The sequence below is a fragment of the Actinocatenispora rupis genome (assembly GCF_016861975.1).
Taxonomy (GTDB): Bacteria; Actinomycetota; Actinomycetes; order Mycobacteriales; family Micromonosporaceae; genus Actinocatenispora; species Actinocatenispora rupis.
In genome coordinates this window covers 63,664-83,698 of sequence record NZ_BOMB01000038.1, presented here as the reverse complement: position 1 = coordinate 83,698, position 20,035 = coordinate 63,664, and the positions used below count along the sequence as shown (strand labels likewise).

The following is a 20,035-nucleotide window of genomic DNA, read 5'->3' as shown; positions in this document are numbered from 1 at the left end:
CTAGGTGGACGCGAAGGTATTGCGCGTTCACCTGCTGGACATCTACTGTTCACCGAAATCTTCATCGAATTCTCATCGTCGGCGCCCCGACGGTGTGCCGGGTCGTCCCGCCCGTCGTGCGGCCTGCCTGCGAGGAGTAGCGCCTTTGACCGTCACCGATCGTTCGTCGGCGGCACCGGCCGACGCCGCTGATCCCCCGACCCGCGGCACGCCGGCGAGCCCGCGCCGCCGTCGCCGCCGGGAGTACCTGCTGTTCCTCGCGTTCATCGCGCCGAACGCGGTGCTCCTCGCCGTCTTCGCGTACTGGCCGATCGTCTTCAACGGCTATCTCAGCCTGACGAGCTGGGACATGCTGTCGCCGACGATCCCGTTCGTGGGGCTGGCCAACTACGCCGACATGTTCGGCGACCCCGACTTCTGGGCGGTACTCGGCCGCACCGTGCTGTTCTCCGGCGCGGTCGTGATCGGCTGCCTGATCGCCGGGCTGGCCGTCGCGATGCTGCTGAACCAGAAGCTCGTCGGCCGCAACCTGGTCCGTACGGTGTCGTTCGCGCCGCACATCCTCAGCGGCGTCGCCATGGGTACCGTCTGGTTGTTCATCTTCGACCCGCAGATCGGCCTGATGAAGGTCGTCCTGGAGAAGGTCGGGATCGCCGGCCCGGCGTGGATGACGGACTCCAGCTGGGCCATGTGGGGCCTCGTCCTCGTGTACCTGTGGAAGAACATCGGCTTCGTCGCCGTCGTCTACATGGCTGGCCTCCAGGGCATGCCCACCGACCTGTACGAGGCGGCCCGGCTCGACGGCGCCGGCCCGTGGACGCTGTTCCGGCGGATCACGCTGCCGCTGCTGTCGCCGGTGACGTTCTTCGTGACGGTGGTGACGATCGTCGGCACGTTCCAGGCGTTCGACGTCATCGCCATCATGACCAACGGCGGTCCGGGCGACGCCACCACGACGATCTCCTGGTACATCTACAAGCAGGCCTTCCAGGCACTCGACGCCGGCCACGCGGGCGCGGGCGCGCTCGTGATGTTCGTGATCCTGATCGCGATCACCGCCGCGCAGGCCCGGTTCATGGAGCGGAGGGTGCACTACCGATGAAGCCGCTGACCACCACCCTCAAGTACGTGGGGCTCGTCGTCGTCCTGGTGTGCGCGTTCGTGCCGATCTACTGGCTGCTCACCACGTCGGTCACGAGCCCGGACAAGATCTTCCAGTTCCAGTGGTTCCCGACGTCGGTGGAGTGGCAGAACTACGTCGACAGCTGGGCGTCCGCGCCGTTCGCCACGCTGTACAAGAACTCGGTCATCGTGACGCTGCTCGGCGCGCTGATCCAGGTGTGCGTGGCGATCCTGTCCTCGTACGCGTTCGCGTTCCTCCGGTTCCCCGCCAAGAACCTGGTGTTCATGCTGTTCCTCGGCGCCATGATGGTGCCCGGCACCGTCGTACTCATGCCGAACTTCCTGACCATCGCGGCGCTCGGCTGGGTCAACACGTACGCGGGGATCATCGTGCCGGGTGTCGGCTCGGTGTTCGCGATGTTCCTGTTGCGGCAGCACATGATGACGCTGCCGCACGAGGTGACCGAGGCGGCGAAGGTCGACGGCGCGAACCACCTGCGCGTGTTGTGGAACGTCGTGCTGCCGATGTCGCGCCCGATGGTCGTCACCGTGATCGTGGTGGCCGTGGTGGAGAAGTGGAACGACTTCGTCTGGCCGCTGGTGTCCACGAGTACCGACTCGATGCGCACCCTGCCGGTCGGAATGCTGATGATCCAGGACTCCGAGGGCTTCACGAACTGGGGCGCCGTCATGGCCTCCGCCGTGTTCATCGTGGTGCCGGTGCTGGTCGTGTTCTTCATCGCCCAGCGGCAGATCATCGCCGGGCTCACCGCCGGCGCGACGAAGGGCTGACATGAGCGAGCGCGAGCGAGCGAATCAAGGGCATTGCGCTGTCGTGCCTCATGAGCGTTCCGACGAAGGAGGAACGCGCATGAGGCGGCGCGAGCGAGCGAATCATGGGCATGGCGCGGTGTCGCGCCGCACGGGTGCTCCGACGGTGGAGGAGTACGCATGAGCGGGGGTGACATGCGCGGGTGGAGCAGGCGCGGCCTGCTCGCCGCGGCCGGCCTCGGTGGTGTGGCGGCGCTGGCCGGCTGCGGCAGCGGCGCGTTCCAGCAGACGGTCGGTACGGTGCCGGCGGCGTACAGGAAGCGGGCCCATCTGGTGTTCTGGCACTCGATGGGCGGCGCGAACATGGCGGTACTGACCGAGCTGACGACGAAGTTCAACCAGTCGCAGTCGGACGTCTTCGTCGAGCTGCAGTTCCAGGGCAGCTACGAGCGGACCATGCAGAAGCTCGCCACCGCGATCGTCGCCCGGCAGATCCCCGATCTGGTGCTGTTGAGCGAGATCACGTGGCGGAAGATGCACCTGGCCGACGCGCTGGAACCGTTCGACGCGTACTTCGACGACGAGCTGCGGCCGGAGAACTACATCGACCAGTTCATCCAGGAAGGTACGGTGCAGGGCAAGCTCTGGTGGCTGCCGTTCGCCCGGAGCACCCCGCTGTACTACTTCAACCGCACGCTGTTCGAGAAGGCCGGGCTGCCGGCCGCCGGCCCCGAGTCCTGGGAGCAGCTCAAGCAGTGGGCGCCGGCCATCATGCGGCAGAAGACGAAGGCGGGGCACGCCAAGGTCCTCGCCCTCGGCAGCGTCTACGCCAGCTGGTACCTGCAGAGCAACATCTGGTCCTGGGGCGGCCACTACTCGAAGGGCCTGGAGGTCACGCTCGACAGCCCGGAAAGCGTTGCGGCGGCACGGTTCATGGTCGACTTCATCCGCAAGGACGGCGCCGCGTACCTGTCGGCCAAGCAGGACCAGGACCTCGCCAACGGCATCTGCGCGTCGTACTTCGGCAGTACGGGTGGGCTGAAGCAGGCCGAGCTGCTCGCGAAGGGCGGCAAGTACGAGGTGGGCACGGCGTTCCTGCCCAAGCACGACGGCAACTTCGGCTGCCCCACCGGCGGCAGCGGCATCGGCATCCTGCGGTACGCGCCGAGCGCGCGCAAGCAGGCCGCGTGGGAGTACCTGAAGTTCCTGGGGCGGCCGGCGAACTCGGCGCACTGGACCGTCGGCACCGGGTACCTGCCGGTGGTGAAGGCCGCGCAGCAGGAGCCCGAGCTCGTCAAGGCGGCGAAGGACCCGAACCAGCTCACCGCGCTGAAGCAGCTGCCGCTGACGAAGCCGCAGGACCTGGTACGGCCGGTGGTGTCGAACGCCGGCGACATGATGGACCAGGCCCTCACCAAGCTGTACTCGTCCAACGCCGACGTCGCGGACGTCTTCTCCCGGCTGGACAAGCAACTCCGGTCGCGCGCCGACCTGATCCGCGCGGCGTACGACAAGCACTACCACTGACCGCCCGCCGGTCGGGGTCACCGGGATCCCCGACCGGCGCGGCCCACACGCGTCAGTTCACGTCGCCCATCCGCCGCGTGATCGCGGGCGCCAGCAGGAACATCACGACGCCGAGCGCGACCACGATGCCGCCAACGACCGCGAAGTACGCGACCTCGGTGGACGGCGAGAACACCGGTACGATCTGCGCGCTGATGCCCTGCGCCGCCGCGTCGGACAGGAACCACAGCCCCATCGTCTGCGAGGCGAACGCCACCGGCGCCAGCTTCGTCGTCGCGGACAGCCCGACCGGGGACAGGCACAGCTCGCCGAGGATCACCACGACGAAGCTGCCCACCAGCCACAGCGGGCTGGCCGGCACTGACGTCCCGTTGATCAGCCCCGGCCCGGTCATCAGCAGGTACGACATCCCCGCGAGCACCATGCCCGCGCCGAACTTCACCGGCGTACGCGGCTGGCGGTCGCCGAGTTTCGTCCACAGCACCGCGAACAGCGGCGCCAGGATCACGATCGCCGCCGGGTTCACCGACTGGAACCACGACGGCGGGATCGAGAACCCGCCCAGGGTGAGGTCGGTCCGCTTCTGCGCGAACGTCGCCAGTACCACCGAGCCCTGCTCCTCGATCATCCAGAAGAACACCGACCCCACGAACAGCGGGATGTACGCCCGCACCCGCGAGCGCTCGTCCGCGTTCGTGCGCGGGCTGCGCAGCATGACCAGGAAGTACCCGACGGGCAGGACGATCGACAGCAGCGTGATCAGGTCGATGACCCACTTCACGGTCAGGACGCCGGCCACCGCCATCCCGCCGAGTACGAGGAAGGCCACGAGGATCCCGATCCCGAACCGCAACACCAGCGGCCGCCGCTCCTCGGTACGCACCGGGTTGTGCGCCGCGCGCCCCGCGTCCCCGAGCCAGCGCCCGAACGCCACGTACGCGACGAGCGCGAGCGCCATGCCGAACGCGGCGAAGCTGAACCCGACGTGGTAGTTGTAGTTGGCCGCGAGGCTGCCGACGACGATCGGCGCGATGAACGCACCGATGTTGGTGCTCATGTAGAAGATGCTGAAGCCGGCGTCCCGCCGGGAGTCCGACCGCGGGTAGAGGTCGCCGACGACGTTGGAGATGTTCGGCTTGAGCAGGCCGGTGCCGAGCACGATGCACACCATCGACAGGTAGAGCGCACCCCGCCCACCACTCGGTACGGCCAGGCAGATGTGGCCGCACATGATGAGTACGCCGCCGCCGAAGATGGACCGGCGGGATCCGAGCAGCCGGTCGGCGAGCCAGCCGCCCACCACCCCGGCCATGAACACGGCCGAGCCGTAGATCGACATCAGCGACGACGCGGTGCCTTGCGCGATGCCCAGTCCACCGTCCGACACCGACGCGTACATGTAGTAGAGGAGGATGGCGCGCATCCCGTAGTAGGAGACGCGCTCCCACATCTCCGTGAAGAACAGCGTGCCCAGCCCGCGCGGATGGCCGAAGAACCCGGTCTGCGGCGCGTTCGGGACCGTGTCGGTCGCTGCCCGGCTCACCGGCACCTCCTCGTCGTTCCACCCAGGCTCTCACCGGTGCCGCAACCCTGCAGGGTTTCGGAGATCAGTACGGGCGCCGCGGCGTTGTCGGTGCCCGGCGGTACGGTGCCGGTGCCAGTCGCGGCTCCGAGAGGACGTCATGGACCACCTCACCCCCACCCCCGAGCTGTACGGCCTGCCGTTCCGCATCGACGACTTCCACGGCATGCCCTTCCGGTACGTGGGGGCGTCCGGGCTGCGCGCGTCGGCGATCGGCCTCGGCACGTGGAAGTTCGGCCTGCCGGCGACGGGGGACGGCGCGCGCGTCGACGAGCCCACGGCGTACGCGATGCTCGACCGGGCGATCGAGCTGGGCGTGACGTTCTGGGACACCGCGAACCGGTACAACGACTCGTCGGGCAACTCGGAGCGGCTGATCGGCCGCTGGTTCGCCGCGCACCCGGGCAGCCGGCGCGACGTGGTGCTCGCGACGAAGCTGTGCGGAGCGATGGACGGCCGCACCCCCAACCACTGCGGCCTGTCCCGCACCAACATCCTCGACTCGGTGCAGGCCAGCCTGGAGCGGCTCCGTACCGACCACGTCGACCTGCTCTACTTCCACCGCCCCGACCCGCTGGTGCCGGTCGAGGAGAGCCTCGAAACCGTCGAGGATCTGGTCCGCCAGGGTCTGGTGCGCTACCTCGCGGTCTCCAACGTCGGCGTCGCCGAGCTCTCCGAGTACCTGCGGGTGGCGGGCACGCTGTCACGCCGGGTCCGCCCGGTCGCCGTACAGAACCGGTACAACCCGCTGTTCGGCGAGCGCGACGCCGACCGCGGCACCCTGGCGTACGCGGCGGCCCACGGCGTGGCGTACGTGCCGTTCAGTCCGCTGGCGCGCGGGCTGCTGACCGACCGGTACCTGGATCCGGCGCGGGTCGGGTCGGGGGACCGGCTGCACGACGAGGGCGACCTGCCCGAGCCGGCGACGGTCGAGCGGGTGCGTGCGCTGGGCCGGCTGGCGGCGGCGCGCGAGGTGTCGATCAGCCAGCTCACCCTGGCGTACCTGCTGTCCCTGCCGGGGATGGGCCCGCAGATCCCGTCGAGTTCGGGGATCGCGCAGCTGGAGTCGAACGCGGCGGCCGGGTCGCTGGAGCTGTCGGCGGCGGAGCGGGCCGAGATCACCGCGACCCTGGGCGTGGCGTACGGTGAGGCGGGGGCGAATTGACCGGCCGGCAAGTAATTGGGGTCTTCGTCACAGCAAACTGACTTGCCGTCCGGCCGGTTCAAAACACATGCTTGTAGGGACCAACTAATCATCCTCGGATGACCGCGCGCTGCGCAGGGTTTGGAGATCCGTGTCCGGTTCGTCTGCACCGGCGGCTCCACCCGACGACGAGGAACTCACGCTGGCCGACCGCCTCGGCGATCAGCTCGTCCGGTTCCTCCGCCTGGTGGGCCGCAACCACACCCACCTTCCCGAGGTGTACAAGGAGGGCATCGAGAAGGTCGGTTACGTGCTGCTCTGGCGGCTCGTGACCGAGGGCCCGCAGCGCACCACCGCGCTGGCCGAGGCCGTGCACTCCGACATCTCGACGATCAGTCGACAGGTCACGGCGCTCGTCAAACAGGGCTGGGTCGAGCGGACCCAGGACCCCGAGGACGGGCGCGCCTTCCTGCTCGCCGCCACCGACGCCGGCGTGCACATCTACGAACGCATCCGGGACCGGCGGAACGAGCACATGGCGCGGATCCTGTCGCGCTGGCCCGCCGACGACCGGCACCAACTGGTCGAGCTGCTCGACCGGTTCAACAACGACTTCGAGGACTACCTGCCGCGCGCCCAGGGCGAAGGCGGCACGACGACACAGCAACGGGGAGAGAAGGTCGGATGAGTCACACCGCTGTCGCCGCGGAGCCGAAGGCGGCGTCCCCGACAGCGCCACCGGTCGCCGGTGGCGCAATGAGTCACCGGCAGATCATGGCGATCCTGATCGGCCTGATGCTCGGCATGTTCCTGGCCGCGCTCGACCAGACCATCGTCGGCACCGCGATCCGTACGATCGCCGACGACCTGCACGGGCTCGACCAGCAGGCGTGGGCCACCACGGCGTACCTGATCACGTCCACGATCGCGACCCCGCTGTACGGGAAGCTGTCGGACATGTACGGCCGGAAGCCGTTCTTCCTGGCCGCGATCGTCATCTTCATCGTCGGCTCGATCGCCTGCACGTTCGCCACCTCCATGTACGAGCTGGCCGCGTTCCGCGCGTTCCAGGGCCTCGGCGGCGGTGGCCTGATGGCGCTGGCGTTCGCGATCATCGGTGACATCGTGTCGCCGCGCGAGCGGGCCAAGTACCAGGGCTACTTCCTGGCGGTGTTCGGTACGTCGAGCGTGCTGGGTCCGGTACTGGGCGGCTTCTTCGCCGGCCAGGGCTCGATCCTCGGCATCGACGGCTGGCGCTGGGTGTTCCTGGTGAACGTGCCGATCGCGGTCATCGCGATGATCGTCGTCACCAAGGTGCTGAACGTGCCGCACGCGGCGCGCCGGCACCGGATCGACTTCCCGGGCGCGGCGACGCTGATCGTCGGCCTGGTGCCGCTGCTGATCGTGGCGGAGCAGGGCCGGGAGTGGGGCTGGAGTTCGACGAGGTCGATCGGCTGCTACGTGATCGGTGGCGTCGGCATCCTGCTGTTCATCCTCGCCGAGAAGTGGGCGAAGGACGACGCGCTGATCCCGCTGCGGCTGTTCCGTAACCCGGTCATCGCGCTGATGTCGGTGTCCGGCCTGGTCGTCGGCATGGCGATGTTCGGCGGGATCGCGATCCTGCCGCAGTACCTGCAGATCGTGCACGGGGCGTCGCCGACCAAGTCCGGCTTCCTCATGCTGCCGATGGTCGGCGGAATGATGCTCGGCTCGATCGTGTCCGGCCAGATCACCTCGCGGACCGGGCGGTACAAGATCTTCCCGATCATCGGTACCGCGATGATGATCGGCGCCCTGTTCCTGCTGCACTACATCGGCGCGGACACGCCGCTGTGGCAGGTCGACATCTACATGGGTCTGCTGGGCCTCGGCCTCGGTAACTGCATGCAGACCCTGACCCTCGCCGTACAGAACGCGGCGGAGCCGAAGGACATGGGCGTCGCGTCGGCGTCGAGCACGTTCTTCCGGTCGATGGGCGGCACGCTGGGTACCGCGGTGTTCCTGTCGGTGCTGTTCAGCACGGTCGGCGACAAGATCGGCAACGCGTTCAAGCAGAAGTCGATCCAGCAGGGCATCGCGGAGGTCGCCGCGGGCGCCAAGCGGGGTGACCCGAGCATCGTCCACAACAAGGACACGATGTGGATGCTCCAGCACCCCAAGGAGGCGGCGTCGCAGGTCATGCAGGACTCGTCGTTCCTGTCCCGGATCGACGGCCGGTTGGCCCGACCGTTCCTGGTCGGCTTCTCGAACTCGATGGACCTGGTGTTCCTGCTCGCCGCCGGCGTCGCGGTGATCGCGTTCATCCTGTTCCTGTTCACCAAGGAAGTTCCGCTGCGGATGCAGTCCGGGATCGCCGCGCAGGCGAGCAGCGAGGCCGCCAAGTCCGCACCCGCTGCGGCTGCGGCCGAGTCCGCGGAGGGTGGCCGGCACGCCGCGCCCGCTGCGGCGGAGGCGCCTGTCGATGCAGTACCGCCGGAGCCGCTCGCGGAGCCACCGCTGCCGGGGCCCGTCACGCCGCTCATCGGCACCCCGATCCGGGGGTACGTGCGGCAGCAGGGCGGCAGTCCGGTCGGTGCGGCCGCGCTGACCCTGATCGACCCGGCCGGATCGCAGATCGGGCGCGGACAGAGCGCCGAGGACGGCACGTACCAGATCGCGGTGGAGCACCCCGGCAACTACGTGCTGATCGCCCGGGCCCGGGCGCACCAGCCGCAGGCGACGATGGTCTCGGTCAACGGCAACCCGGTCGATCTGGACCTGCTGCTGGCCGGTTCCGGGGGCCTCGTCGGCGCGGTCCGGCGTACCGGTGGGAAGGCGATCGCCGGCGCGACGGTCATCCTGGCCGACGCCGAGGGCCAGGTCATCGGCTCGAAGGGCACCGACGTCGCCGGGCAGTACGAGTTCGGTGAGCTGGTCGCGGGGTCGTACACGCTGGCCGTGAGCGCGCCGTCGTACCAGCCGCTGGCGCTGCTGGTGTCGGTGCCCGAGACGGGCCGGGTGCGGCAGGACGTCGAGCTGTCCGGCGGCGCCCAGCTCCGCGGGACGGCGCGGTCCAAGGACCAGCGTCCGATCGCGGACGCCCGGGTCAGCCTGCGTACGCCGGAGGGTCGGGAGATCGCGTCGACCACCACCGACGACGCCGGCCGGTACGCGTTCACCGAGGTGCCGGAGGGCGACTACGTCATCGTCTCCTCCGGGTACGCGCCGGTCGAGTCGAAGCTGTCGCTGACCGTCGGCGAGCGGTACGAGCACGACGTCCGGCTCAGCCACGACTACTGAGTCCGGCACCCAACGAAGCGGCGCCCCGGCCATCAGCCGGGGCGCCGTTTTCGTGTCCGTGGCCCGTCGCGCGGTGGCGCGGCCGGTTCAGCGACGGATGAGGTCGAGCGCGACGTCGAGTGACGCCTGGCGCAGCTCCTCGTCGGAGAGTTCCTTGTCGCGCAGGGCGAAGAAGCTCGCGCCGATGGAGAACACGGCGAGGCGGGCGCGGAGCTGGTCGGCGAGCGGCGCGTCGTCGTCGGACAGTACTTGGAAGAGGCCGAGCATCCGGTTCTTCATCGTCTCGCCGATGGACAGGTCGCGCAGGCCCGGCTGGTTCTCGTGCATGAACCGGATGAGCTTGTGGTTGCTGCCCATGAGCGCCGCGTACCGCCGGACGACCTCGCGGCGGGTCTCGATGCCGGGCGGCTGGGTCTTCGCCCACTCGATCAGCTCGTCGATCTGCTCCGCAGAGTCGGTGAAGATGCTGCGGACGATGTCTTCCTTCGTCTTGAAGTGGTAGTAGAGCGCCGCCTTGGTGACGCCGAGCTCCTCGGCGATCTCGCGCAGGGCGGTCTTCTCGTACCCACGCTCGGCGAACAGGTCGAGCGCCACCTGCTGGATGCGCGTCCGGGTGTCCCCGCTGGATCGTTCACGCGTGCTCATCGGCACTCCGTCGGTGGCTCCGTGCTGCGCTCATTCCTGCTCTCCGCTTCGCTCCGACCAGGCACGAGGCGCTGTGCTCTCTGGTTCGCTCGCTGACGCTCGCCCACTGGTCCGATGTGCTCCCGTTCACCCACGTGCTTACTTGACGGCCGGCTAGTAATCAGCTTACCGTACGGCTAGTAGGTCCACTAGTCGGCCGGCAAGTAAAACTCGGTCTCTGAGAGGGAGCGTACCCGTGGAATCTCAGCAGCACACCCCCAGCCGGCACGTCGCCACACACGCCCAGTCAAGAACCGGAGACGGAGGGCCGCCGACCCGCCGCCGCATGTACCTGGTGCTGACGGGCGTCATGCTCGCGATGCTGCTGGCCATGCTCGACCAGATGATCGTCAACACCGCCCTGCCGCGGATCGTCGGCGACCTCGGCGGGCTCTCGCACTACTCCTGGGTCGTCACCGCGTACCTGCTGGCGGCCACCGTGACCACGCCGATCTGGGGCAAGCTCGGCGACCTGTACGGGCAGAAGGGCGTCTACCTCAGCGCCATCGGGCTCTTCCTCGCCGGCTCGGCGCTGTCCGGGATGGCGACGTCGATGACCGGGCTGATCGCGTTCCGCGCGTTCCAGGGCCTCGGTGCGGGCGGCCTGATGGTCGGCGCCATGTCGATCATGGGCGTACTGGTGCCGCCGCGCGAACGCGGAAAGTACCAGGGGCTGATGGCGGCGATCATGCCGCTCGCGATGATCGGCGGGCCGCTGCTCGGCGGCTTCATCACCGACCACCTGAGCTGGCGCTGGGCGTTCTACGTGAACCTGCCGGTCGGGGTCGTCGCCGTCGCGATGATCGTCGCCACCCTGAAGCTGCCGCGGCTGCGTACCAGCCACCGGGTCGACTACCTCGGCGCGGCGCTGCTCGCCCTCGGCGTCGGCGCGCTCGTCCTGATCACCACCTGGGGCGGCAGCCAGTACGCGTGGGGTTCGACGCAGATCGCCGGGCTCGGCGTGGTCTCCGTACTCGCGCTGGCCGGGTTCGTCCTGGTGGAACGGAAGGCGGCCGAGCCGATCGTGCCGCTGTGGCTGTTCCGGAACCGGAACTTCGCCGTCGTCTCCGTACTCGGCTTCCTTGTCGGCTTCACCATGTTCGGCGCGACGCTCGTACTGCCGCAGTACCAGCAGATGGTGTTGGGGGACTCGGCGACGATGAGCGGCCTGGCACTGCTGCCGCTGATGCTCGGCATGGTCGCGGTCAGCCTCGTCTCCGGGCAGATCATCACGCGGACCGGGAAGTACCGGATGTTCCCGATCGTGGGCGGTGCGCTGATGGTCGTCGGGCTGCTCGCCCTGACCCAGCTCGGCCTCGACACCGGCCGGGTACTCGGCGGCGCGCTCATGGTGCCGCTCGGCCTCGGCATGGGCGCGATGATGCAGACGCTGATGACCGTGTCGCAGAACAGCGTCGAACTGAAGGACATGGGCGCCGCGTCGAGCGCGGTCACGTTCTTCCGGTCGATCGGCGGCTCGTTCGGTACGGCGGTGTTCGGGGCGATCCTGACCTCGCGGATGACCGCCGGGCTCACCGACCGGCTCGGCCCGGCCGCCGCGGAGAAGCTGACGTCCGGCGGTTCGCGCCTGACCCCCGAGGTACTGGCGAAGATGCCGTCGGCGGTGCACGACGCGTACCTGCACGCGTTCAGCGGGGCGATGGGGTCGGTGTTCTGGTGGGCACTGCCGGCCGCGGCGCTGGTGTTCCTGCTGGCCTGGCTGGTGAAGCAGGTACCGCTGCGCGGGTCGGCGCCGACCCCCGAGCCGGTACGGGAGCGGGAGCCGGAGCCGGCAGCGGCCTGACGGTTCCCGGAAAGCGGTGTGCGGCGACCTGTGGGGGCGGGTCGCCGCACACCGGCGTCTGGTCACCCTCCGCGGTGATACGGGTATGGCGTGGTGACGAAGCCCGCGGCATGATGCATCCATGCCTGATGAGAGCTTTGTGACGGTTCCCGGAAGCCGGCGGTACGCCACGGCCGACACCACACCCAGCGGCCCCCTCGACACCGCCGCCCGCGTCCAGATCACCCTCGTCCTGCGCCGGCGCGCCGACCTGCCCGGTGACCTCGTCGAGGGCCCCAGCATCGTCTCCCGCGCCGAGTTCGCCGACCGGTACGGTGCGGCCCCCGCCGACATCGACCTCGTCACCCGCGTACTCACCGCGCACGGACTGACGGTCGACTCCGCCGACGCGCGTACCCGGCTGGTCAAGGTCAGCGGGCCCGTCGGAACCCTCGCCGACGTGTTCGGCGCCCAACTCACCCAGGTGAGCGCACCGTACGGCGGGAGGACCGTCGAGTACCGGCACCGGGAAGGCGAACTGCGGATGCCCGCCGAACTCGCCGACGTCGTCCTCGCCGTACTCGGACTCGACGACCGGCCACAGGCGCGCACCCGGCACCGCGTCGCCGCGGCCGCCGCCGGACAGGTCTCGTACACCCCGCCGCAGCTCGGCGCCATCTACAAGTTCCCCGACGGTACCGACGGGACCGGGCAGACCGTCGCCATCATCGAACTCGGCGGCGGCTTCGGCCAGACCGACCTCGACACGTACTTCCGCGGCCTCGGCATCGCCACACCCACCGTCACCGCGGTCGGCGTCGACGGCGGCAAGAACGTACCCGGAGGAGACCCCAACGGCGCGGACGGCGAAGTGCTCCTCGACATCGAAGTCGTCGGCGGCCTCGCACCCGGCGCCCACCAGACCGTCTACTTCGCGCCCAACACCGACCAGGGCTTCCTCGACGCGCTCAGCCAGGCCATCCACGCCGACCCCAGCCCCATCGCCGTCAGCATCTCCTGGGGCGCCAGCGAAGACTCCTGGAGCGCGCAGGCCCGCACCAGCTTCGACGCCGTACTCTCCGACGCCGGCGCCCTCGGCGTCACCGTCACCGCCGCCTCCGGCGACAACGGCAGCTCCGACGGGGCCACCGACGGCAAACCCCACACCGACTTCCCCGCCTCCAGCCCCCACGTACTCGCCTGCGGCGGCACCAGCCTCACCGCCGACCCCACCACCGGCACCGTCACCTCCGAAACCGTCTGGAACGGCGGCGCGCAAGGCGGCGCCACCGGCGGCGGCATCAGCGACACGTTCGACCAGCCCACCTGGCAGGCCAACGCCGGCGTACCCACCGGGGCCGGCGGCGGCACCGGGCGCGGCATACCCGACGTCGCCGCCAACGCCGACCCCGCCACCGGATACCAGGTACTCGTCGACGGCAAGTCGTACGTCATCGGCGGGACCAGCGCCGTCGCGCCACTCTGGGCCGCACTCCTCGCCCGGATCGCACAACAGACCGGAAAGCGGTTCGGCCAGGCACAACCCGCGCTGTACGCGAAGGCCGCCCCGGGTACGGCCGCGCCCGGATTCCGGGACGTCGTCAGCGGAGACAACGGCGATTACCAGGCCGGGCCCGGGTGGGACGCGTGCACGGGGCTCGGAGTACCGGACGGGTCGGCGTTGGGGGCCGTACTGGGCGGGTCGGTGTAGCGACGGGGTCGGTTGCTTGGGGTGATCGCACGGTTTCGTACTGGCTCATTGTTCAACTGTTCAACTGTTCAACAATTGGACAGTTGAACAATTCAACAGTTGAACAATGAGACGATTGGACAATCGATCAACGATCGGTCGTACCGCCCATCGGCGTCACCCCGCCGCCCGCCGACCCGCACTCACCCCTGCGTCGACGGCCTCACCAGACTCAGCCCGCCGCGCCGCTGCTCCGGCACCCCCGTGAGTACCCTGGCGGTGGCGTCCGCCAGGACCGACAGTTTGCGCAGCTCGGTGGGGTGGAACGGGGGAGCGTTGCGCCGCCCGACGAGGATGGCGTACCTGCTGCCGAGGGGCGCGAGCGCGAGTCGGCTGCCGTCGGGTGCGGTGAGTGCGCGGGGCCGGAGGGTGCCGAGTTCGACGGACCCAATCTTGGGCGTACGCCAGCTGGCGTGGACGACGTCGCCGCCCGGTACGGCGAGGGCGGCGGCCCAGTGGGCGTGCAGGAGTTTGGGTGCGGCGTCGACGAGGACGTGCAGGGCGCGGCCGGGGTTGGCGACGGTCTCGGCGAGTACTTCGATGTCGGTGTCGAGGTCGAGGGAGTCGCTGGTCTGCCAGGATCCTTCGACGCGTACGCCGGGGATCTCGGCGAGGATCCGGGCGACGGCGCCGGGGAGCATCGCGGCGGGCAGGGCGACGACGAGGTCGACGATGGCGCGGTTGGCGGCGCGTTCGAGGGCCTGCACCTGGTGGATGTCGATTCCTACGGTGCCGAGTGCGGCCGCGGCCCGGCCGAGCGCACCGGGGCGGTCCGGCAGCCTGATCCGCATCCTGGTCAACATCGACGCTCCCTCCCCACTGCCCGTGTCGGCCGTACGCATGCTCGCCAGGCGCTGTTACGGAGCCGTTCCGGCCGCGTGACACGGCCGGACCTTCTTCGAATTTACGGCCGGTGACGAGGGTCCGGAACCGTCTGTTCGGACCATCCGCGCATACCGGCACGGTGTCGTTTCCGTCCGGACGAACGGCCCGCGCTCAGTACGGTGGGTTCACCGCGACGGCGAGGGGACCTCCATGACGCTGCACGAGCTGTACCTGGTGCTGCTCGTCGCGGCGCTCGTGGTGGTGGCGAGCATCGCGGCGGCGCGGCTGGTGAGCCGGGTGGGTCTGCCGGTACTGCTGGCGTACCTGGGGATCGGGTTGGTGTTGGGCGAATCCGGCCTCGGCGTACGGTTCTCGGACGCGCGGGTGGCGCAGGCGTTGGGGATCGCGGCGCTCGCGGTGATCCTGATCGACGGCGGCCTGTCGACGGACTGGCACACGATCCGCCCCGTACTCGGGCGTGCGGCGACGCTCGCCACGGTCGGCGTGGTGGTGAGCGTCGTGGTGACGGCGGTCGGGGCGTGGCTGCTGCTGGGGGTGTCGCTGCAGATCGCGCTGCTGCTCGGCGCGGTGGTGGCGTCCACCGACGCCGCCGCCGTCTTCTCCGTACTCCGGGCGCTGCCGTTGCCGCCCCGGTTGTCCGGGTTGCTGGAGGCGGAGTCCGGTTTCAACGACGCGCCGACGGTCATCCTGGTACTCGCGTTCAGCGTGCCGGTCACCGCGCACACGCCGCTCACCGCCCTCCGCGACCTGGCGTACGAGCTGGGGGCGGGCACGGTGATCGGGCTGGCCCTCGGCGTGGTCGGGGCGTACGGGCTGCGGCGGTTGTCGCTGCCGGCGTCGGGCCTGTACCCGCTGGCCACGTTCACGATGGGGTTGGCGGCGTTCGCGGCGGCGGGTGCGGTGCACGCGAGCGGCTTCCTGTCGGCGTACCTGGCGGCGATCGTGCTCGGCAACGCGGGGTTGCCGCACCGGCGGGCGGTGCGGTCGTTCGCGGAGGGGCTGGGCTGGATCGCCCAGATCGGGCTGTTCGTGATGCTCGGGCTGCTGGTGTCGCCGGGCGAGCTGCCGGCGGTGGTCGTCCCCGCGCTGCTGATCGGCCTGGTACTGCTGCTGGTGGCGCGGCCGGCGTCGGTGGCGGTGTCGCTGCTGCCGTTCCGGGTGCCGTGGCGGGAGCAGACGCTGCTGTCGTGGGCGGGGCTGCGCGGCGCGGTGCCGATCGTACTGGCGACGTTCCCGGTGGTGGCGGCGGTGTCGGGCAGCGAACGGCTGTTCAACATCGTGTTCGTCCTGGTGGTGGCGTTCACGCTGGTACAGGCGCCGACGCTGGCGCCGGTGGCGAGGGCGCTGGGGCTGGTGTCCCGCGACCCGACCCGCGACCTGCAACTGGAGTCCGCGCCGCTGGACGTACTGGACGCGGACCTGATTCACGTGGTCGTCTCGCCCCGGTCCCGGCTGCGCAACGTGGAGATCTGGGAGCTGCGGCTGCCGGACCCGGCCGTGGTCACGATGGTGGTCCGCGCCGGCCGCGCGTTCGTACCCCACGAGCGCACCCCGGTACGCGCCGGCGACGAGCTGCTCGTGATGACCACCCACCGGGTACGGCCGGAGGTGGAGCAGCGGCTGCGCGCGGTCGGCCGGGACGGTCCGCGCGCCCGCTGGCGGCGCGCCCGCGGCCGGATTCTGTGATCATGGACGGGAGGTGAGGACCACCGGATGGGCGACCGCGGAGGGGACACCGTGGCCAGCGACGCGGACGCGCCGGTGCGCGGCGTACGGGAGCGGATCGAGCTGGCCGCCCCCGACTGGATGGTCGAACTGGTCCGGTTGAAGCCGGCCGCGATCTCGTGGCCAGACGTGGTGCGGGTGGCGGTCGCGATCCCCACCCCGCTGGCCGTGGGCATCGCGGTGGGCCAGCCGCCGCTCGGCCTGTTCGCCGCGATGGGCGCGATGGCCGCGTCGATCGCCGACCGCGGCGGCCCGATCCGCATGCGCCTGGTACGCCAGCTCGGTGCGGGGATCGCCGGCGCCGTCGGCATGTACCTGGGGCACCTGGCCGCCGGTACCGGATGGTTGTCCGTGTTGGTGGTGGCGCTGGCGTCGCTGGCGTCGGCGCTGCTGTCGGTGATCAACGCGGCGACGTCGATGGCCGGCCTCCAACTCCTCGTGTACGTGTCGATCGCGTCCGGGCTGACCGTCCCGTTCCCGCCGCTGCTGCTGCCGGTGCTGTACCTGGTGGGCGCGGCGTGGGCGATGCTGCTGTCGACGGTCGTCGCGCTCGTCGGCGGCACCCGTACGCCGGAGCGCGAGGCGGTCGCCGACGTGTACCGCGGGGTCGCCGACCTGCTCGACGCGACCGGTACCGACGGGATGGCCGACGCCCGGCAACGCCTCACCACCACCATGAACACCGCGTACGACGCGCTGCTGTCGGGGCGGTCCCGGTCGGCCGGCCGCAACCCGACGTTCCGGCAGCTGACGGCGCTGCTCAACGCGGCGACACCGGTGGTGGAGGCGAGCGTCGCGATCGCGCACTCCGGCCGCGGCGTGCCGCCCGACGTACCGGCGGGGATCCGGGCGGTGGCGGACGCGATCAGCGCGGAACGGCCGCCGCCACCGATGCCGGCCGCGCTGCGCAGCCCGGACTCGTACCGGCTGCGGGCGCTGCGGAACGGGATGGCCGACGTCCGCGAGCGCCTGAAGCCCGACCACGAGGCCGCGAAGACGACGCTGCTGCCGCCCACCCCGCGCGAACGCCTGATCCGCCTCACCGACCGGGTCCTCACCGGCCCCACCACCTGGCAGTACGCGGTGCGGCTGGTGCTCTGCATGTCGCTCGCCGAGATCCTGCGCGGCGCGCTTCCCCTCGAACGCTCGTACTGGGTGCTGTTGACGGTGGCGATCGTGCTGAAGCCGGACTTCGGCTCGGTGTTCGCCCGCGCGGTGCAGCGCGGCCTCGGCACCCTCCTCGGCGTACTCATCGGCGCCGGGCTGCTGGTGGTCGTGCCGAAGGGCGCGTGGCTGCTGCCGTTCATCGCGGTCGCCGCCGGGCTGCTGCCGATCGTGATGGGCCGCAACTACGGCATGTTCGCCATCTTCCTGACCCCGCTCGCGGTACTCCTGGTCGACTTCGGTGCCAACCAGGGGCCGGAGATCGTCGTCACCCGGCTGCTGGACACGCTCACCGGCTGCGCGATCGTCCTCGTCTTCGGGTACCTGCTGTGGCCGGAGACGTGGCGGGTGCACCTCGGCCCGCAGGTCGCCGACGCGGTCGACGAACTCGCGACGTACCTGCGGGAGGCGTTCGGCGCGGAGACGTCCGCGGCCCGGGCGCAGCGCCGCCGCACGTACCGGACGCTGTCGGACGTGCGCACGTCGTTCCAGCAGAAGCTGGCCGAGCCACCGCCGGTGAGTACCCGGGCGGCGGCGTGGTGGCCGATGATCGTGCAGCTCGAACGGGCGGTCGACGCGGTCACCGAGGTTGCCATCCGTACCCGGGACGCGGCCCGCGCGCAGGCCGCCGTGCGCCGCCGTACCGGCGAGGAGCAGCGGGCCGGGGACGACGACGGGCGGGAACAGCCGACGGAGGCCGCGGCGGGGGGTACGCGGGTGAGCGCGGAGGGCGTGGCGCGGCAGGGCGCGCCGGCGGGTCGGCGGGGCGCGGACGGTGGGCCGCGGCCGCCGTCGAGCGACTCGGTGAACCTGCTGGTCGCGGACCTGCGCGACCTGGCGACCGCGCTGCGGGAGCGGCGTTCACCGGACGAGATCCCCACCCCGCGCGACGAGGTACTGGCCCCCATCGCCGCCGAGGTACGCGCGGCGCGGCAGCTCGCGACCGGCCCGGCCCCGGCGGACCGTTCGCTGGGCCAGGTGTGACGAAGCGGGCCCGCCCGGTGTGGACGGACCCGCTGTCGGGTGCTTCCGCTACTTCTTCATCTCCAGGTTCATGTCGCAGACCTTCCAGCCGGACTCGTTGACGACCTTCCAGGTCGTGTCGAAGTCGGTGCCCTGGCCGGAGATCGTCATCGTCAGGACGTTCTTCACCTCGGCGTTGTCACCGCTGCGGCTCGACTCGGTCGGCGTACTCCAGGTGACGTCGACGCTCTTGCCACCGGCGCCGGACTCGATCTCGCCGCTGACCTTCTCCGGGTCGGCGTCGGTCGTGTTCTTCTCCTTGGCGCACAGCACGTCCTTCGCCGCGCTGGCGTCCTTGTCCTTGAACACCGCGTTCAGGTACGTGCTGACCGCGTCGGTCGGGCTGCTCGCCCCGCCGCCACCGCTGAACACGACCACCGCGACCACGATGATGACGATGACCAGCGCGACGCCGCCGCCACCGAGGCCGAGGACGAGCGGCAGGTTGGACTTCTTCTTCGGCGGCGCACCGTACGGCGGCATCCCGGGCTGGCCGTACCCCGGCTGCTGGCCGAAGCCCGGCTGCTGCGGCTGGCCGTAGCCGGGCTGGCCGTAGCCGGCGGCGCCGCTGGTCGGGGCGCCGTAGCCGGGCGGGGCGCTCTGCTGCCCGTACGGGTCGGCCGGCTGCGACGACACCGGCGGCTGCCCGTACGCGGGCTGACCGTACGGATCCGACGCGGGCTGACCGTACGGCTGGCCGGAGGCCGGGGGCTGACCGTACGCGGGCTGGCCGGAGGCGGGCGGCTGCCCGTACGGCTGCTGGCCGGAGGCGGGCGGCTGCCCGTACGGCTGTTGCGGTTGGCCGTACGGCTGCTGGGGCTGGCCGTACCCGGGCTGCTGACCGTACGGGTCGGGTTGTCCGTATTGACCGGGTGGGTACGTCACGTCGTTCTCCGCCGTTCGCGAGCTGGGATGGGAGGCCGAGGACCCATCGTCGCCGACGGGTGCCGCCTGGTACAGGCCAGGGTCAGGAACTTTCCGAGAGTTCCGGTACGACGCCGCGCAGCGTCTCGAACGTCAGGGTGCCGGGCCGGAGCAGCAGCGGCGGGTCCTCGGCGCAGTCGACGATCGTCGACGGCACCGGCTCGCCGTGCGGCCCGGCCTCCAGGTACACGCTGACCGCGGAGCCGAGCTGCTCCTGCGCCTGCTCGGCGGTGGTGGGCGGGGTCTGGCCGGCGAGCGCCGCGCCGACGACGACCATCGGCCCGGTCTCGCGCAGCAGCTCCAGCGCCACCGGGTGCAGCGGCTGCCGCACCAGGAACGTGCCGTCGGTGTCGCCGATGTCCCAGGACAGGCTCGGCGCGTGCTCGACGATGATGCTGAGCTCGCCCGGCCAGAACGCCTCGACCAGCTCGCGCGCCGCCTGGGGCAGGGAGAGTACGAGACCGTCGAGGGTCTGCTGGGAGCCGACCATGACCGGCGACGCGACGTCCCGCCCGTGGCCCTTGAGGCGACGGAGCCCGGCGACGGCGTCGGCGTCGAACGCGTTCGCGCCGACCCCGTACATGGTGCCGGTGGGCAGGACGACGAGCTGGCCGGACTTGACGGCCTCCACCGCGGCGGCGATGCCCTGGTCCCGCTCGGCCAGGGTGCGGCAGTCGTAGCGCATCACGACCGCGAGTCTTCCACGCCGTG

Annotated in this window: 15 protein-coding genes; 10 read left to right on the top strand and 5 right to left on the bottom strand. The window is 70.6% G+C overall.

The genetic code is table 11. The features are described 5' to 3' along the window. The first annotated feature begins 145 nt into the window (after nt 1-145). The 3 genes from Aru02nite_RS29715 to Aru02nite_RS29705 all read left to right on the top strand — a co-directional run bounded on the left by Aru02nite_RS29715 (nt 146) and on the right by Aru02nite_RS29705 (nt 3,420). Nucleotides 146-1,102, top strand: coding sequence for a carbohydrate ABC transporter permease (locus tag Aru02nite_RS29715; RefSeq protein ID WP_203663252.1), 957 nt, complete (start codon nt 146-148; stop codon nt 1,100-1,102). Beyond that, nucleotides 1,099-1,914 carry a carbohydrate ABC transporter permease gene (locus tag Aru02nite_RS29710; RefSeq protein ID WP_203663251.1) on the top strand — a complete coding sequence of 272 codons (816 nt, stop codon included), beginning with the start codon at nt 1,099-1,101 and terminating at the stop codon, nt 1,912-1,914. The genes Aru02nite_RS29715 and Aru02nite_RS29710 overlap by 4 nt, the downstream gene beginning before the upstream one ends. Before the next feature lie 159 nt (nt 1,915-2,073). Next, nucleotides 2,074-3,420, top strand: a complete 1,347-nt coding sequence (locus tag Aru02nite_RS29705; RefSeq protein ID WP_203663250.1) for an ABC transporter substrate-binding protein — start codon at nt 2,074-2,076, stop codon at nt 3,418-3,420. A gap of 52 nt (nt 3,421-3,472) precedes the next feature. Here Aru02nite_RS29705 and Aru02nite_RS29700 read toward each other — a convergent pair whose 3' ends face one another. Next, nucleotides 3,473-4,963: a peptide MFS transporter gene (locus tag Aru02nite_RS29700; protein WP_203663248.1), complete on the bottom strand. Its 1,491-nt coding sequence runs from the start codon at nt 4,961-4,963 to the stop codon at nt 3,473-3,475. 139 nt (nt 4,964-5,102) lie between these two features. Between Aru02nite_RS29700 and Aru02nite_RS29695 the strand changes: the two genes are divergently transcribed. The 3 genes from Aru02nite_RS29695 to Aru02nite_RS29685 all read left to right on the top strand — a co-directional run bounded on the left by Aru02nite_RS29695 (nt 5,103) and on the right by Aru02nite_RS29685 (nt 9,425). Further along, nucleotides 5,103-6,167, top strand: a complete 1,065-nt coding sequence (locus Aru02nite_RS29695) for an aldo/keto reductase (protein ID WP_203663246.1) — start codon at nt 5,103-5,105, stop codon at nt 6,165-6,167. Between the two features lie 130 nt (nt 6,168-6,297). Next, nucleotides 6,298-6,834, top strand: coding sequence for a MarR family winged helix-turn-helix transcriptional regulator (locus tag Aru02nite_RS29690; RefSeq protein WP_203663244.1), 537 nt, complete (start codon nt 6,298-6,300; stop codon nt 6,832-6,834). Continuing rightward, complete coding sequence (locus tag Aru02nite_RS29685) at nt 6,831-9,425, top strand: MFS transporter (RefSeq protein WP_203663243.1); 2,595 nt, start codon at nt 6,831-6,833, stop codon at nt 9,423-9,425. Before Aru02nite_RS29690 ends, Aru02nite_RS29685 begins: the two co-directional genes overlap by 4 nt. An 87-nt stretch (nt 9,426-9,512) precedes the next feature. On the opposite strand, the gene Aru02nite_RS29680 is transcribed toward Aru02nite_RS29685, so the two are convergent. Beyond that, a complete protein-coding gene (locus tag Aru02nite_RS29680) occupies nt 9,513-10,070 on the bottom strand; it encodes a TetR/AcrR family transcriptional regulator (protein ID WP_203663241.1) in 558 nt (185 codons plus the stop codon). Between the two features lie 325 nt (nt 10,071-10,395). Between Aru02nite_RS29680 and Aru02nite_RS29675 the strand changes: the two genes are divergently transcribed. Together Aru02nite_RS29675 and Aru02nite_RS29670 are read left to right on the top strand one after the other, a co-directional pair. Next, nucleotides 10,396-11,913, top strand: a complete 1,518-nt coding sequence (locus tag Aru02nite_RS29675) for an MDR family MFS transporter (RefSeq protein ID WP_203663239.1) — start codon at nt 10,396-10,398, stop codon at nt 11,911-11,913. A gap of 139 nt (nt 11,914-12,052) precedes the next feature. After that, nucleotides 12,053-13,603 (top strand): S53 family peptidase, encoded by a 1,551-nt coding sequence (locus Aru02nite_RS29670; protein ID WP_203663237.1) that lies wholly within the window; start codon nt 12,053-12,055, stop codon nt 13,601-13,603. 182 nt (nt 13,604-13,785) lie between these two features. Here the strand turns inward: Aru02nite_RS29670 and Aru02nite_RS29665 are convergent, their stop codons facing one another. After that, the gene (locus Aru02nite_RS29665; RefSeq protein WP_203663235.1) at nt 13,786-14,445 is read right to left on the bottom strand and encodes an ACT domain-containing protein; all 660 of its coding nucleotides are present in this window, start codon (nt 14,443-14,445) and stop codon (nt 13,786-13,788) included. Between the two features lie 232 nt (nt 14,446-14,677). On the opposite strand from Aru02nite_RS29665, the gene Aru02nite_RS29660 reads away from it, so the two are divergent. Further along, on the top strand, nt 14,678-16,174 hold the full coding sequence (locus Aru02nite_RS29660; RefSeq protein ID WP_203663233.1) for a potassium/proton antiporter: 1,497 nt from the start codon (nt 14,678-14,680) through the stop codon (nt 16,172-16,174). 27 nt (nt 16,175-16,201) lie between these two features. Next, on the top strand, nt 16,202-18,361 hold the full coding sequence (locus Aru02nite_RS29655; RefSeq protein ID WP_203663230.1) for an FUSC family protein: 2,160 nt from the start codon (nt 16,202-16,204) through the stop codon (nt 18,359-18,361). Between the two features lie 48 nt (nt 18,362-18,409). Here Aru02nite_RS29655 and Aru02nite_RS29650 read toward each other — a convergent pair whose 3' ends face one another. Both Aru02nite_RS29650 and Aru02nite_RS29645 read right to left on the bottom strand, forming a co-directional pair. Next, nucleotides 18,410-19,036 (bottom strand): Rv0361 family membrane protein, encoded by a 627-nt coding sequence (locus Aru02nite_RS29650; RefSeq protein ID WP_203663228.1) that lies wholly within the window; start codon nt 19,034-19,036, stop codon nt 18,410-18,412. 331 nt (nt 19,037-19,367) lie between these two features. Beyond that, complete coding sequence (locus tag Aru02nite_RS29645) at nt 19,368-20,009, bottom strand: L-threonylcarbamoyladenylate synthase (RefSeq protein ID WP_203663329.1); 642 nt, start codon at nt 20,007-20,009, stop codon at nt 19,368-19,370. Between the last annotated feature and the right edge of the window lie 26 nt (nt 20,010-20,035).

Excerpts from the sequence above, each read along its gene's own strand:
- Aru02nite_RS29695 (WP_203663246.1), top strand. The coding sequence starts at position 5,103 with ATGGACCACCTCACCCCCACCCCCGAGCTGTACGGCCTGCCGTTCCGC.
- Aru02nite_RS29680 (WP_203663241.1), bottom strand. The coding sequence starts at position 10,070 with ATGAGCACGCGTGAACGATCCAGCGGGGACACCCGGACGCGCATCCAG.
- Aru02nite_RS29645 (WP_203663329.1), bottom strand. The coding sequence starts at position 20,009 with ATGCGCTACGACTGCCGCACCCTGGCCGAGCGGGACCAGGGCATCGCC.
- Aru02nite_RS29665 (WP_203663235.1), bottom strand. The coding sequence starts at position 14,445 with ATGTTGACCAGGATGCGGATCAGGCTGCCGGACCGCCCCGGTGCGCTC.
- Aru02nite_RS29705 (WP_203663250.1), top strand. The coding sequence starts at position 2,074 with ATGAGCGGGGGTGACATGCGCGGGTGGAGCAGGCGCGGCCTGCTCGCC.
- Aru02nite_RS29710 (WP_203663251.1), top strand. The coding sequence starts at position 1,099 with ATGAAGCCGCTGACCACCACCCTCAAGTACGTGGGGCTCGTCGTCGTC.
- Aru02nite_RS29675 (WP_203663239.1), top strand. The coding sequence starts at position 10,396 with ATGTACCTGGTGCTGACGGGCGTCATGCTCGCGATGCTGCTGGCCATG.
- Aru02nite_RS29660 (WP_203663233.1), top strand. The coding sequence starts at position 14,678 with ATGACGCTGCACGAGCTGTACCTGGTGCTGCTCGTCGCGGCGCTCGTG.
- Aru02nite_RS29685 (WP_203663243.1), top strand. The coding sequence starts at position 6,831 with ATGAGTCACACCGCTGTCGCCGCGGAGCCGAAGGCGGCGTCCCCGACA.
- Aru02nite_RS29655 (WP_203663230.1), top strand. The coding sequence starts at position 16,202 with ATGGGCGACCGCGGAGGGGACACCGTGGCCAGCGACGCGGACGCGCCG.